The organism is Polynucleobacter kasalickyi, assembly GCF_900176405.1.
Taxonomy (GTDB): Bacteria; Pseudomonadota; Gammaproteobacteria; order Burkholderiales; family Burkholderiaceae; genus Polynucleobacter; species Polynucleobacter kasalickyi.
The window spans coordinates 263,669-278,307 of the sequence record NZ_FWXJ01000001.1 but is presented as its reverse complement, the minus strand read 5'-3'; the positions used below and the strand labels follow the sequence as shown (position 1 = coordinate 278,307).

The 14,639-nt window shown below is 42.0% G+C and carries 14 protein-coding genes; 10 read left to right on the top strand and 4 right to left on the bottom strand.

Features of this window, described 5'->3' with window-relative positions; translation table 11 throughout:
* Positions 1 to 5 precede the first annotated feature (5 nt).
* The 4 genes from B8983_RS01310 to B8983_RS01295 are packed head-to-tail and all read right to left on the bottom strand — an operon-like array spanning position 6 to position 4,525.
* The gene (locus B8983_RS01310) at positions 6 to 1,301 is read right to left on the bottom strand and encodes a TAXI family TRAP transporter solute-binding subunit (protein WP_084282052.1); all 1,296 of its coding nucleotides are present in this window, start codon (positions 1,299 to 1,301) and stop codon (positions 6 to 8) included.
* Between the two features lie 32 nt (positions 1,302 to 1,333).
* On the bottom strand, positions 1,334 to 2,602 hold the full coding sequence (locus tag B8983_RS01305) for a TAXI family TRAP transporter solute-binding subunit (protein ID WP_084282051.1): 1,269 nt from the start codon (positions 2,600 to 2,602) through the stop codon (positions 1,334 to 1,336).
* A gap of 19 nt (positions 2,603 to 2,621) precedes the next feature.
* Positions 2,622 to 4,250, bottom strand: coding sequence for an FMN-binding glutamate synthase family protein (locus B8983_RS01300; protein WP_084282050.1), 1,629 nt, complete (start codon positions 4,248 to 4,250; stop codon positions 2,622 to 2,624).
* Between the two features lie 35 nt (positions 4,251 to 4,285).
* Complete coding sequence (locus tag B8983_RS01295) at positions 4,286 to 4,525, bottom strand: hypothetical protein (protein WP_084282049.1); 240 nt, start codon at positions 4,523 to 4,525, stop codon at positions 4,286 to 4,288.
* 449 nt (positions 4,526 to 4,974) lie between these two features.
* Here B8983_RS01295 and B8983_RS01290 point away from each other — a divergent pair, with 449 nt between their 5' ends.
* The 10 genes from B8983_RS01290 (at position 4,975) to B8983_RS01245 (ending at position 14,593) form a co-directional block, all read left to right on the top strand.
* Complete coding sequence (locus B8983_RS01290; RefSeq protein WP_143736058.1) at positions 4,975 to 6,498, top strand: M23 family metallopeptidase; 1,524 nt, start codon at positions 4,975 to 4,977, stop codon at positions 6,496 to 6,498.
* Between the two features lie 70 nt (positions 6,499 to 6,568).
* Positions 6,569 to 7,546 carry a Bug family tripartite tricarboxylate transporter substrate binding protein gene (locus B8983_RS01285; RefSeq protein WP_084282047.1) on the top strand — a complete coding sequence of 326 codons (978 nt, stop codon included), beginning with the start codon at positions 6,569 to 6,571 and terminating at the stop codon, positions 7,544 to 7,546.
* 82 nt (positions 7,547 to 7,628) lie between these two features.
* Positions 7,629 to 8,714, top strand: a complete 1,086-nt coding sequence (locus B8983_RS01280) for a 4-oxalomesaconate tautomerase (protein WP_084282046.1) — start codon at positions 7,629 to 7,631, stop codon at positions 8,712 to 8,714.
* 34 nt (positions 8,715 to 8,748) lie between these two features.
* On the top strand, positions 8,749 to 9,777 hold the full coding sequence (locus B8983_RS01275; RefSeq protein ID WP_084282045.1) for an amidohydrolase family protein: 1,029 nt from the start codon (positions 8,749 to 8,751) through the stop codon (positions 9,775 to 9,777).
* 27 nt (positions 9,778 to 9,804) lie between these two features.
* On the top strand, positions 9,805 to 10,488 hold the full coding sequence (ligK, locus tag B8983_RS01270; protein WP_084282044.1) for a 4-carboxy-4-hydroxy-2-oxoadipate aldolase/oxaloacetate decarboxylase: 684 nt from the start codon (positions 9,805 to 9,807) through the stop codon (positions 10,486 to 10,488).
* A 2-nt stretch (positions 10,489 to 10,490) separates the two neighbouring features.
* On the top strand, positions 10,491 to 11,402 hold the full coding sequence (locus B8983_RS01265; protein ID WP_084282043.1) for an amidohydrolase family protein: 912 nt from the start codon (positions 10,491 to 10,493) through the stop codon (positions 11,400 to 11,402).
* A complete protein-coding gene (ligA, locus tag B8983_RS01260; protein ID WP_084282042.1) occupies positions 11,402 to 11,791 on the top strand; it encodes a protocatechuate 4,5-dioxygenase subunit alpha in 390 nt (129 codons plus the stop codon). Before B8983_RS01265 ends, ligA begins: the two co-directional genes overlap by 1 nt.
* A gap of 1 nt (position 11,792) precedes the next feature.
* Positions 11,793 to 12,632: a class III extradiol dioxygenase subunit beta gene (locus tag B8983_RS01255; protein ID WP_084282041.1), complete on the top strand. Its 840-nt coding sequence runs from the start codon at positions 11,793 to 11,795 to the stop codon at positions 12,630 to 12,632.
* The gene (locus B8983_RS01250) at positions 12,625 to 13,575 is read left to right on the top strand and encodes a Gfo/Idh/MocA family oxidoreductase (RefSeq protein WP_084282040.1); all 951 of its coding nucleotides are present in this window, start codon (positions 12,625 to 12,627) and stop codon (positions 13,573 to 13,575) included. The genes B8983_RS01255 and B8983_RS01250 overlap by 8 nt, the downstream gene beginning before the upstream one ends.
* 16 nt (positions 13,576 to 13,591) lie before the next feature.
* Positions 13,592 to 14,593, top strand: coding sequence for an aldo/keto reductase (locus B8983_RS01245; protein ID WP_084282039.1), 1,002 nt, complete (start codon positions 13,592 to 13,594; stop codon positions 14,591 to 14,593).
* Positions 14,594 to 14,639: the final 46 nt, after the last annotated feature.

The window sequence follows — 14,639 nt, the reverse complement described above, 5'->3', positions numbered from 1 at the left end:
CTGCTTTATAGTTCAGTCTTAGCGAGGGGCAGTTGGCCAGTTAGTTTTTCTCGGACTAAATCAATATGCGATCGCATATCGAAAATTTCCTCTGCCTCAAATTTAGATTGAATCACTTTGTTTTCAATCAAATTCAAGCGCGTAATAATGAAATCTTTTTCGCCATTTTCAGAAAGTTCTTTTTCTAGATGACGTAACTCAATATAAATTCTTGCTTTCTTCTGTTTTTCGAAATATTCGAAAACACCTGGCAGAAAATTATAAAGTGGTAATAAAACAGCCAATAAGGGTAATACCACTCGGATTAAACGATCAAACCAAACTGCCACCCAAAACGGTAAATACTGATCAACGATCGAGAGGCCGTTTTTAACATACTCTTCAGCGTCCTCATTCACTTTAAAACTTAAATGATTAACATTTGGAAAAGTATTTTCTACCGCAACAATGGTTGGATCGTTAATCACATCATTCATTTCATTCATCAATAAAGTAGTGATTGCAGGGTGAAACCTTTCATTAATGACGAGTTCAGCGACTGGTGAAATCACTCGAATTTCTTTTTCTGGGGTATCTGTAGGTATATCCAGGACACTGCGTGGGATATTAATCACTGTCAAGCTAGGCATTGCTTGTAAATAGCCATAAGCCTCACCAAACGACATAAATTTAATATCATGGTCTTTAAATACTTTACCTATAAAGGGTGCCTCTGCTTTATAAACAAAAATGGCGACATCTAATTCATGTGCTTGTAATTTATTAAATAACGACTCTGGGTCAGCAGCAAAAAAATTAGGACTCTTAGTACTAACGCCATTCAGCTCAAAAATTTGATCAGTAATTTTTCTTGTACCACTGCCAACCAGAGCAATACCGATTCTTTTGTCTTTAATCTCAGCGATTGATGACGGCGTTCCTTTTGGAAATGCTTTCGGCTGGAAAGCTACCCAAACAGGTTCATAAAAAAGACCGGTTAATGACTCAAGATTAGGTCTTTCTTTTGCATTACTAATCCCTGATTGAACGATGGCAATATCTACCCCGCTAGTAGGATCATTGAGTAACTCTAGGTTTTCAACTGAGCCTTGCGTCTTTCGCACTTCAACGGTGATCCCACTATCCGCCAAACGACGTTTGATCTCTTGCCCCATTGCATAATAAGCGCCTTTCTCACCCCCAGTTGCAATAATAATTTTCTTGGGTGGTGTAGGGAAATACAAATGCAAAATAATACTAGCACTAGCGATAATAAATAAAATAAAGATGATTAATCTTTTTGGAGATGCTAATTCTTTCATTGTAATTTTTTCCTTTTATCGCTTCTGAATAATTACAGTAATTGCGCTTTGACAAACTGAATATTTTCCCTTAGGTCAAAAATACTTTTCGTATCCAGTTCTGGTAAATGTAATTGGGTTGCCTTCATTTCAACAGAAATTAAACGTTCAGTGAGTGACAACTTGTCGTGATGCATTTCGACATCATGCTCGATTTGATGTAGCTCCTTATAAATCGCATGTAGTTTTTGCTTCGTTCTAAACGCCACAATTTGAGGGTAAAAATTAATCACTGGAATTAAGACCGCCAGGATAGGAATTAAAATTTTAAGGAGTCTATCGCCCCATACGGCCACCCAAAATGGTAGGTACTTATTGAGAAACGATGGACCATTTTTAAAATACCTTACTGAATCTTCATTTTGCTCAAAAGATAACTCTCGATCGTTCGGGTATTCTTTTTCTTTTTGCAAAATACTACGCGGAGACTCTGTTCTGGCAATGATATCTAACAGCAAGCCTGTGATGGCAGGGTTAATCCCCTTTTGCGCAACTAACTCTGCGCTCACACCAATCGTTCTTATATCATTCGGTGGAATATTATTCTGTAAGCTAAAAGTTGCTCTAGGTATTTCAATTACTTTTGAAGTCTTAATTCGACTTGGATAAGCAAAAGCTTTTGTTAAATTAAAAATTCCAAAATTAGGATTTTTCAAGGCCGCCAATAACTCCTCCTCTTCATCGGGTCGCTCAACAACAAAAAGGACATCAATTTGTTTTCTTTCTAGGGCTTGTAAGGACTTTAAGATGTCGTAATCTTTTTGTACGCCAGTCACAAATTTTCCCTTAGCAGCGCTCAGTTCAGTGAGTTGACGAAATAATAAACTCGCATTCCCTTCAGCCGGACCAATCGATATGTTTTTACCTACAAAATCGCGCATAAACTCCGGTTGTTTTTGGAAAGCATCTTTACGATAAATAGCGAGCAGTGGTGTTAAATATAAATTAGCGATTGACTCTAGTTCTGGATGCTCGACCTGCTTAAAAGTTCCCGACTGAATAATCGCTAAACTCACCGAAGATTTTGGCTTTTCTAATAGCGCAACATTTTCTAAATTCCCCTTGGTAGTAATAATCTCAACCTTGATTCCGTATTTTTCAATTTCATTTTTAATCCGATTGGCTGTAACAAAGCTGGAGCTATCTTCAGATCCAGCGGCAATGCGAATGAATTTGGGAGGTGCTGGTACGATGACAGTCAGGCCGATGACTAGGGCGACCAAAAAGCCGATAACAATAATTACGATCGTTTTAAAGTTCATTTGTTGTTTACTCTATTTTTTACCATTGATGAATGTCTGCCTCTAACCAGTACTTACCCAACCCAGCAAAATGACGGTCCAAGTGCAAATCCGCTTCTTGAGATAAGAGTTCGCCCTCTTCTAATGCCAGTAAAGAGTGACTCAGGGGCGCAGCTTTACCACTTTCAGTTCTCCGAATTACTGACTCCGCGGATAATTCACTAGGATGTTGATATCCTGCTGCGCTCAGTAATTCGCCTAAGGCAATTAATGTATTTTGGTGATAATGAAACACTCGATGTGCTTTGTCTTCTGGATCCAAAGCTTTTTGACGCATGGCGTCTTGCGTGGCGACGCCGGTGGGACATAAATCCGTATGGCAAGTTCTGGACTGGATACAACCCACAGCAAACATGAAACCGCGCGCTGAGTTACACCAATCAGCCCCAATCGCGCAGGCTCTGGTGATATCAAATGCTGAAATAATCTTCCCCGAAGCCCCTAATTTAATTTCCGAGCGCAAGCCAGCACCCACTAAGGTCGCATGGACCAAACGCAAGCCATCTCGCATTGGGGTTCCAACATGATCCACAAACTCCACTGGCGCAGCACCCGTACCACCTTCACTGCCATCAATTACGATGAAATCTGGCGTAATGCCCGTTTCCATCATTGCTTTTACCAAAGCAAACCACTCTCGAAGCTTGCCGATACATAATTTGAAACCAATTGGTTTACCATTCGACAACTGTCTTAACTCGGCAATGAAGTACATTAATTCCAGAGGATTCCTAAATGCCGAATGGGCCGCAGGAGAAACACAATCCTGACCGAGGGGAATACCTCTCGTGATCGCTATCTCAGGAGTAATTTTAGCAGCAGGTAAAACACCGCCATGACCTGGTTTAGCGCCCTGCGACATTTTAATTTCAATCATCTTAATTTGAGGATCATTGGCAACCTTAGCAAATAAATCTCGATCAAAAGTGCCCTCTGCTGTTCTACAACCAAAATATCCAGAACCTAACTCCCAAATTAAATCTCCGCCATGTTTGCGATGGTATGCAGATACTGAGCCTTCACCAGTATCATGGGCAAATCCGCCCATCTGTGCGCCTTTATTCAGAGCCATAATGGCATTAGCCGATAAAGCTCCAAAACTCATCGCTGAAACATTAAAGACGGAGATAGCGTAAGGTTGCGTGCAATCTTTACCCCCCACTAGGGTACGAAGCGCATTAGGTGCTATATGACCAGTAGGATTTGCGGTATGAGCTAACCACTCAGCGCCACTTTTATAAACATCCTCAATGGTACCGAGAGGCCTTTTATCCGAGGCGCCCTTTGCTCTTTGGTAAACAAGAGCCCTTTCATTCCTGGAAAAGGGGAGTTTTTCTGTATCTGACTCCAATAAATACTGCCTAATTTCAGGGCGAAAGGTTTCAAATAAGAAGCGAAGATGGCCTGAAACTGGGTAATTTCTTAAAATGGCATGATTTTTTTGGAGTACATCGGATAAACCTAAAAAACTCATCCAAATGAAAAAAACTGCAAAAAGCCAGGTAGGTAAAGAAGCTTCTAAGGATAGCCGACTAACAATCAGAAGCGCGGACAAGATACACAACCACCAAGGCGTATATCTTGAGTATGCACGAAGCTTAGCAAGCATAAAGGTCCTTCGAAGAAAACCTAGAGCACCTCAAATTACTCGCCAACGGATTCCCTAACGCATTTCTTAATGTGCGCTTCTTTGGCCGCACCATTGGTTCTTTTACTAATATCATCAACCTCACATGCCGCACGAGCATCTTTTTCGCACTTTTTCATAAAGCTGGCCTTGGCAGCTCCGGCTAATTTCTTTTCTGCGGCCCGAGAAGTGCAAGATTCCTCAGCTTGAGCGTAAGACAATGAGAATAAAAATAAAGTAGCAATTAAATATTTCATGAGCAGATCTCCTTCGTTAATAGAATAAAAATAACATAACAAAATTAATATCTTGTAAATACTTACTCAATATTTTTGACAACCATACAGCCCTTGGCCTTTTCATCCTGAATCTCTACTACAAAAAACCTTCGTCAAATGATGCCTCGGAAGGTATTTTCGAAGCAACTCACTAGACTGCATTTTTAGTTACCGAAAAATATTTAAATTTCCCCTTCCATTTTTACATAAGTGATTGAAAAAAAATAACTTATCCTCAATAAAATAGGGTGTATAGGTGTTATTACTAGGGTAAATGCCGAGTCTAAAGAGTACTATGAAGGTTGATTTTTTCAATCGAGGGCTTCTATTTGGTATCCTATCCCTCCTAAAGAATAAAACTAATCGATAAAGTTAAAAGGATAGGCGCTATTCGATCAGATCATGATGGACTCTATAAGGACTTTGAATTGACTTTTTTTTCACGTATTACTTTAAGTAATATTTTTTTGACAGTTTGTATGATTTTCTCTTCAGTAAATGTATTTGCTGCCGAAAAGAAAGTTTCTACAAACGCACCTGTTGTAAAAAAGGATTCTGGTGCCAGTGAGAAAAAATCAAAAAAAAGCGCTTCTAACAAACCTAGCAATAATTCATCTGGCGTGCAACTGAAGCCCAGAGGTAGCAATGGCTCCGGATTTCTCAAGTCATATGATCGCTTAAATTTCCAAAACATTGTCAGTGTGAATGGGGAACCATTACCCACCCCTAATATTTTAGAAAATATCTTACAAATGCCCACCCCTGAGGTTGTCAAACCTCAATCCAAATTAGATTCACTAGCGCTCATTCGGCAAGGTTGTGCCGCCAAGGCCTCAAGTATCCGAAATTTTTTAGAGTCCATCAATCTTCAGGATAGTAATTTTGAAAGTAATTTCAATTTTCAGTTGCCGAATTTTTTTAACGCAACCACTGGAAAATGCCTACCCTTTGCTATCGCTTTAGATAGTTTTGGAAAAATACAATCGCTTTCTATTGTTAATAATGACAAAAGAGACGCCAATTCGACCATGACCACCATTCATAGGTCTGAGACGTCATTTGTTTATCTCGTTGAATCACAGAATTTAAATAGTGGTTTTGAAAATTATCTCGAAGTTGTTTTAGATTTAAACGACCTCATCGTTTATAAATCAAATCAAGCAAACTCCTCCATACCCCCAGAGTTGATTTGGGAAATTAGCTCATTGATTAAAGAGCTCTACTCAAAGGTGAACAACAATGAGCGTTATTTAGCTCGGATTATCTACAACGCCGGGGATAAAAATAACTGGGCACAAGTAGTGAGTTTAGAAATATTAGATGCTGTCAATAAAACCGTTGTTGCTGATGCCTTTTGGGTCGATCGAGATGGTTTACCTGGGGGCTTTTTCACGTCGAGTGGCACTGAATTAGAACAAAATTTTTGGATTAGCCCATTAAATTACACGCGGATCTCAAGAGGTGTTGGACGTTCGTCGATTGTTTTATCGAAGTCAAAACAAGTCAAAAAAGGCAATGCAAATTCTGTTGTGACCCAAAATTACACTTACTCAGCGAGTCACCAAGGTATCGATTTTGCTGCGCCTATTGGCACGCCAATTTATGCGGTTGCGAATGGAAAGATTATTCATTATGGCCCCTACCCCGCCTACGGCAACCTAGTGATTCTTGAACATGAGGGGAATTACAAAACCTACTATGCCCATTTAAGCTCTTACAATCCTGAGCTAGTGGTTGGCAGTGAAGTTCGCCGCGGTTTAGAAATTGGTTATGTAGGCTCAACAGGGCGTTCAACCGGCCCTCACCTCCATTTTGAACTCAGAAAAAATAATGCTTATCTCAATCCATTAGCTAGTCGTTTAGAGTTGGATCTTTGGACACTTCGTAATGATGACCAGTACCACTTAACGCGGAATATGGTTTTATTTTCTAGCCAAGTAGTACCTAAATAGCTCACTGATTCCTTCGTTAGAAGTGCCTCATTATTAGTATTTATAGTGCATTTTGGTTTATATTAGTCGAATGAAAAAATTACTTAAACTCTTCTTATTTAGTTACTTAAGCACCTTTTGTTTATTCAGTAGCGCTCAAAATAGCACTATTGGCTATCCGCTCAAACCGATTAAGATCGTGGTACCTTTTGGTCCTGGTGGGATTGCGGACTTAACCGCACGCGTTGTCGGTCAAAAATTAAGCGTCAAATTAGGCCAATCCGTCGTGATTGAAAACCGTCCTAGCGCAGGTGGTATTGTAGCTGGCGAAATGGTGGCAAAATCCGAACCCGATGGATATACCTTGCTTTTAATGTCAAACGGTACAGCTGTTAGTTCTGCCATCTTCCAAAAATTACCTTTTGATCCAGTGAAAGACTTTGAACCAATTTCTACTTTAGGGTACTTCGATATCGGGTTCTTTGTGAACCAGTCATCACCTTATAAAACTTTACCAGAGTTCATCGCTGCGACCAAAGCCCATCCTGGCAAAATGAATCTTGCCTCCATTAATATCGGTAGTACTCAGCATCTTTCCACCGAGCTCTTTAAAAATTTAGGTGGGCTTGATATTCAAGTGGTCCCTTTTAATGGCACTCCTGCCGTGGTCACTGCATTGCGTGGTGGGCAAGTAGATGGTGCATTAGAAATCCTCGGTCCGATGGTTCCTCAGGTCAAGTCGAACGCAGTCAGACTATTGGCCGTCTCCAGTAGAAAACGTTCTGCCTTTTTCCCTGAAACCCCAACGATTGAGCAATCAGGCATTAAAGAATACGCCGCGTCCTCTTGGAATGCGATAGCAGCTCCAGCAAAAACTCCTGAAAAAATTATTACTTCCTTAAATCAAGCCATCAATGAGGTGGTGAAAGATCCTGAAGTCAAAGCAAAATTGGATGAGATTTATGTCGAATCACAAGGATCAACGCCAAAAGAATTAAAAAATCTATTAGAAAATGACATTAAAAGGTGGTCAATGGTGATCGACAAGGCGCATATTCCGAAACAATAATTGACGAAAATCTAATTAACCCCCATTACCATTGTGGGAATTCCATACAATATTTGTTGACCGTACTTAAAGAGCTTATTTAATGCAAAAATCAATACCTACCTTATTTATGCGCGGGGGCACTTCTAGAGGTCCTTTTTTCTTGGCGGAAGATTTACCCCAAGATATTCCTAGTAGAGATCAAGTGCTGTTAGCAGTGATGGGATCCCCTGACCGTCGACAGATTGATGGGATGGGGGGGGCAAACCCGCTCACCAGTAAAGTGGGAATTGTCAGTCGAGGTACATTGCCCGGTGTCGATTTAAACTTTTTATTTGCGCAAGTAGTCATTGATAAAGCATTCGTTGATACCACGCCTAATTGCGGCAATATGCTGGCAGCGGTTGTGCCATTTGCCATTGAGCGCGGGCTGATTCAAGCGCAACCTGGGACAACTACGGCAAGAGTCCTGACACTCAATACCGATATGCAATGCGACGTTACAGTACAAACGCCAAATGGCCTAATTGAATACGAGGGCGCCGCCAATATTGATGGCGTACCTGGCACCTCTGCACCGATAAAAATCAACTTCCTAGATACTGCAGGATCAGTGTGTAGCGGTTTATTACCCACGGGTAAGATCTTAGATGTGATTGATGACTTAGAAATCACTTGTATCGACAATGGTATGCCGATGGTCTTATTCAAGGCCGAGGATGTAGGTCGAACAGGCTATGAGTCGGTTGCTGAAATGAACGCTGACGTGGAGTTAAAGGCGCGGATTGAAACACTTCGAATTAAAGCAGGACACTTAATGGGACTAGGTGATGTGACGAACAATACCTTCCCAAAAATGTGCTTAGTGGCTAAACCGAACGCTGGCGGTAGTGTTACGACAAGGTGTTTCATTCCACACGTCTGCCATGATGCGATTGGTGTCCTTGCAGCAGTGACGGTGGCGACAGCCTGTGTAATGGAAGGTTCCGTATGCGATGGTATCTGTTCACTAGGCGAAGGGATTGCAAAAACCGTTTCTGTCGAACACCCTACTGGCGAATTTAGTGTTGAACTCGCTTTAGATCCAAATAATCCGCAAAATGTGACCCAAGCGGCCTTACTTCGTACAGCTCGCTTGATTATGCGAGGTGAAGTGATGGTTCCTTCCCATCTATCCAAACTCTTTTAACCTTTAAACCTCTTTTACTATCTCTGGACAAAATATGATTATTGATTGTCATGGCCATTACACTACGGCTCCGAAAGCACTTGAAGATTGGCGTAACCAACAGATTGCTAACTTAACAACGCCTGAATTAGGCCCTAAAGTTAGTGCTTTAAAAATTTCTGATGACGAGTTAATTGAATCCATCGAAAAAAATCAATTGGCAAAAATGAAAGAGCGCGGCAGTGATCTAACCATTTTTTCACCACGTGCAAGCTTTATGGCGCATCACATTGGCGACTTCAACACCTCAGCAACTTGGGCTGCAATTTGTAATGAATTGTGCGCCAGAGTTGCCACACTTTTCCCAGATTATTTTATTGGGGCAGCGATGCTTCCCCAGTCGCCTGGCGTGGATCCGAGAACCAGTATTCCCGAATTAGAAAAGTGCGTAAAAGAATTTGGCATGGTAGGTATCAACCTCAACCCGGATCCATCTGGTGGACATTGGCGTGAACCGCCATTATCTGACAAACATTGGTACCCAATTTACGAAAAAATGGTGGAATATGAAATTCCTGCCATGATTCATGTCAGTACCAGTTGCAATGCCTGCTTTCACACTACCGGTGCCCATTACTTGAATGCAGATACGACTGCATTTATGCAGTGTCTGACGTCTGATTTATTCAAAGATTTTCCGACTTTAAAATTTCTAATTCCCCACGGTGGTGGAGCTGTTCCATATCATTGGGGAAGATTTAGGGGGCTCGCTCAAGAGTTAAAGAAACCACTATTAGATGAGCATTTATTAAATAATATTTTCTTTGATACTTGTGTTTATCACCAACCAGGGATTGATTTACTGACCACCGTAATCCCTGTAAAAAATATTTTATTTGCTTCTGAAATGATTGGTGCCGTTCGTGGGATTGATCCAGAAACCGGTAATTATTTTGACGACACCAAACGTTACATTGAGTCCAGTAACATTCTTACTGCACCTGAACGTCTCCAAATTTATGAGAAAAATGCTCGTCATGTATACCCAAGGCTAGATCGAGCGCTCACCAATAAAGGTCTATAACTCATTAAGAACATAAAGGAAGTTACCATGCAAGCATTCGGAATTGTAAATCGTAAAGTACCAAGAGCAGATCCTCTGCAAGTTGCACGCCTCAGTCACTTTGGTGTTGCCACCATTCATGAAGCAATGGGACGAGTGGGGTTAATGCATACTTATATGCGTCCCATTTATACCGGAGCGCATATGTGCGGTACGGCCGTGACTGTCTTACTGCATCCTGGTGATAATTGGATGATGCATGTGGTGGCAGAACAAATTCAACCAGGGGACGTGGTAGTTGCTGCATGCACAGCAGATAATACCGATGGATTTTTTGGTGATTTACTCGCGACTTCTTTTAAAGCAAGAGGTGCAAAAGGTTTAATCATTGATGCTGGCGTGCGTGATATCAAAGATTTAACAACAATGCAATTTCCAGTATTTAGTAAGGCGATTAGTGCCAAGGGGACTGTGAAAGAAACGGTTGGCTCCGTCAATGTGCCGGTTGTTTGTGCTGGCGCCCTCGTCAATCCAGGTGATGTCATTATTGCCGATGATGATGGTGTGGTAGTGGTGCCTGCTCACCTCGCTTTAGAAGCAGCGGATGCATCAGCCAAGCGGGAAAGTAATGAAGCTGAAAAACGTCAGCGTCTAGCCAGTGGTGAACTCGGTCTAGACATGTATAACATGCGTGAAAAATTAGCGAAAGCTGGCTTACGCTACGTGGATTAAAGATGACTACATTTGAAAAAACTCCAGGCTGGCTTGATTGGTATCAAGGTCCTAGCAAACCAAAATTTCAACTTCCTTTGGGGAGTGTCGACTCTCATTGTCATGTATTTGGTCCTGGCCACCTATTCCCATATGCCCCTGAGCGCAAATATACGCCTTGTGATGCCAGCAAAGATCAATTATTTGCCTTGCGTGATCATTTAGGTTTTACTAAAAATGTGATTGTTCAGGCTACCTGTCATGGTGCAGATAACAGTGCTCTGGTGGATGCTCTAACCCATAGTAACGGCCTAGCTCGAGGTGTCGCTACTATCAAACGTAACATCACCGACGAACAACTGCAAGAATTACATGACGCAGGTGTCCGAGGTGTCAGGTTTAATTTCGTCAAACGTTTAGTTGATTTCACGCCAAAAGATGAATTATTAGAAATTGCCCATCGCATCAAGCAACTCGGTTGGCATATTGTGATTTATTTTGAAGCCGTTGATTTACCAGAACTTTGGGATTTTTTTACGGCGCTACCAACGATTGTGGTGGTTGATCACATGGGTAGACCTGATGTGAGTCAAGCAGTGGATGGACCAGAATTTTCCTTATTCATTCAATTAATGACTGAACACAGTAATATTTGGAGCAAAGTCACGTGTCCAGAAAGACTTTCAGTCACTGGTCCGAAAGCTCTCCATGGAGAACCACACCCTTATCAAGATGTAATTCCTTTTGCCAGAAAAATTGTCGAGTTATTTCCGGACCGTGTTTTAACCGGTACTGATTGGCCGCATCCTAATTTAAAAGATCATATGCCGGATGATGGCTTGCTCGTTGATTGGATTCCGAATATTGCGCCAACAGCTGCCCTACAGCAAAAGTTACTAGTAGACAATCCAAACAGGCTGTATTGGGGAATTTAATGGAAAATTATTACGACGCGTTTAAAAAAATCCCAGGTACTGTGATTTTTGATGCCACCCAGTCGCGGCTTGGCTACCATCTCAATATGTTTGCGATGTCACTCATGAAAAATGAAAATCGTCAGGCATTTAAAGCCGATGAAGTGGCTTATTTGAATCGATTCCCGATGAGCCCAGTGCAGCATCAGGCTGTCTTAGACAGGGACTACAACAAAATGATTGGTCTTGGGGGCAATATTTACTTTTTGGCAAAAATTGGGGCCACCGATGGTCACTCCTTTCAAAAGCTCGCTTCCTTGATGACAGGGATGCCAGAAGATGATTATCGCAATATGATGATTCAGGGTGGTAGAAACCCAACAATGCCAATTGGCCCGGTGGAGAAATAAAATGGCGAAAATTATTGCAGGTGTAGCTACTTCTCATATCCCAGCGGTTGGCGCAGCACTTGATTTAGGTAAAACAGAAGAACCTTACTGGCAACCTGTTTTTAAAGGATATGAAAAAGCGAAAGAATGGTTTAAAGAAACCAAACCTGATGCCATCATTTTGATTTATAACGATCATGCTTCAGCATTTTCCTTAGAAATGATTCCTACTTTTGCGATTGGTTGTGCTGATCAATTTGCCCCTGCAGATGAAGGCTGGGGACCAAGACCAGTGCCCGTAGTACATGGTTACCCTGAACTCGCATGGCATATCGCCCAAAGTACCATCTTAGATGAGTTTGATATGACCATCATTAATAAGATGGATGTTGATCATGGTTTAACAGTCCCTCTGTCTTTAATGTTTGGGCAACCAACCGAGTGGCCGTGTAAAGTCATTCCCCTAGCTGTCAATGTCGTACAGTACCCGCCACCAACAGGAAACCGTTGTTATAACTTAGGTAAAGCCATCCAGCGAGCCGTTGAATCTTTTGAGTCCAATGAGCGAATCGTCATCATGGGCACGGGTGGTATGTCCCATCAATTACAGGGACCACGTGCGGGCTTCATTAATTCAGCATTTGATAAAGCCTTTTTAGATGGCTTAACCCAAGACCCAGATGCTTTAGCAAAAATATCGCACTTGACCTATGTACAAGAAGCCGGTTCCGAAGGGATAGAGCTCGTCATGTGGTTGATTATGCGCGGCGCACTCAATCAAGATTTAAAAGAAGTTCATCGTCACTATCATGTCCCAGCCTCGAATACGGCGGTGGGTCATATTATTTTGGAGAATGTATAGTATGAAAGTTGCATTAGCTGGAGCTGGCGCGTTTGGAAATAAACATTTAGATGCGATCCAACTCATTGATGGGGTTGAAGTGATTTCCTTAGTCGGTCGTGAACTTGGCAAGACTCAAGAAATTGCTGACAAATACAAGATCCCTCATGTGACAACGAATCTAGCCGATAGTCTCGCTATTCAAGAAGTTGACGCCGTTATTTTATGTACTCCGACGCAGATGCACGCCGCTCAAGCAATGGCCTGTTTGAGAGCTGGTAAACATGTGGAAGTAGAAATCCCGATGGCTGATTCACTTGCTGATGCGAAAGAATTAGTTCGCTTACAACAAGAAACCGGTAAAGTGGCGATGGTAGGACATACGCGGCGCTTTAACCCCAGTCATCAGTATATTCATAGAAAAATCGTTGCTAACGAATTTAATATCCAACAAATGGATGTGCAAACCTTTTTCTTCCGTCGTACGAATATGAATGCGCTGGGTCAACCTAGAAGTTGGACCGATCATTTACTATGGCATCACGCGGCCCATACAATCGATTTATTTAGTTATCAGTGTGGCAGTCCCATCGTCAAGGCGAATGCCATCCAAGGGCCGATTCATCCAACTCTAGGGATTGCGATGGATATGTCGATTCAACTCAAAGCGGCCAATGGTGCGATTTGTACCTTAAGTCTTTCCTTTAATAACGATGGTCCACTTGGTACCTACTTCCGTTATATTGGTGACAAGGCAACGTATATTGCGCGCTACGATGATCTATTTGACGGCAAAGAACAAGCCATCGATGTCAGCAAAGTAGATGTCTCCATGAACGGTATTGAAATTCAGGATCGTGAGTTTTTTGCTGCTATTCGCGAAGGTCGTGAGCCGAATGCCAGTGTTGCCCAAGTACTCCCCTGCTATGAAGTAATGCATGAACTCGAATTACAACTTAAATAAAACATGAGAGACTAACATGACGAATTCAACACTTTCCAAACGCAAAATAGGTCCTTTCTCAGTAACGTCGATTGGGCTTGGCTGTATGAATCTGAGTCATGCTTATGGTACGCCTCCAGCCGAAAAAGATGCGACTAAATTACTCTACGAGGCCTATGATCGTGGCATTAATTTTTTTGATACTGCTGCTTTATATGGCTTAGGTCACAACGAAACGCTCATGGGAAGTGATTTCATAAAAACGCATCGTAACCATATTGTGTTGGCCAGTAAAGGTGGGGTTGGTCCGGCAGAAGGAAAGCGCGTGATTGATAGTCGTCCAGCTTCTATCCGTAGAGATTGCGAAGGCAGCCTCCAACGACTGAAGACCGATGTGATTGATTTATATTATCTGCATCGTTGGGATAAACAAGTGCCAATTGAAGACGCCGTTGGCACGCTCGGTGACTTAGTTAAAGAAGGTAAGATACAAAAAATCGGCTTATCAGAAGTTTCAGGAGCAACCATTAGAAAAGCGCATGCAGTTCATCCACTAAGCGCCGTCCAAACAGAGTACTCGCTTTGGACCCGAAATCCTGAAATCGCAGTGTTGCCAACCTGTCGTGAGCTAGATATTGCCTTCGTCGCTTTTAGCCCTATAGGTCGAGGATATTTCAACGCCTCTCCCCTAGATATTGCCAACTTTGCAGAAAAAGATATTCGTCGTAGCATGCCACGTTTTCAGCCGGAGAATTTTTCTAAAAACATGGTCTTCTTCGAAGCACTGCAGGCAGTCGCGAAAGAACAAGGTTGCACAATCGCGCAATTAGGTTTAGCTTGGTTACTGCAATTAGGGCAAGATATTATCCCCATTCCAGGTACCACTCGAATTGACCATTTACAAGAAGATATTGACGCTGATCAAATACGTTTAACTCCAGAAGTGCTAGCAAAGTTGAATCATGTTTTGAATACGATCCCCGTCCATGGCAGTCGTTATAACGCAGTCAGTCAGTCAGAAGTTGATACTGAGCAGTAACAAAAGTCGCTATAGTTTTTCTGAGCCCTGGGTGCACGTCGCGTCT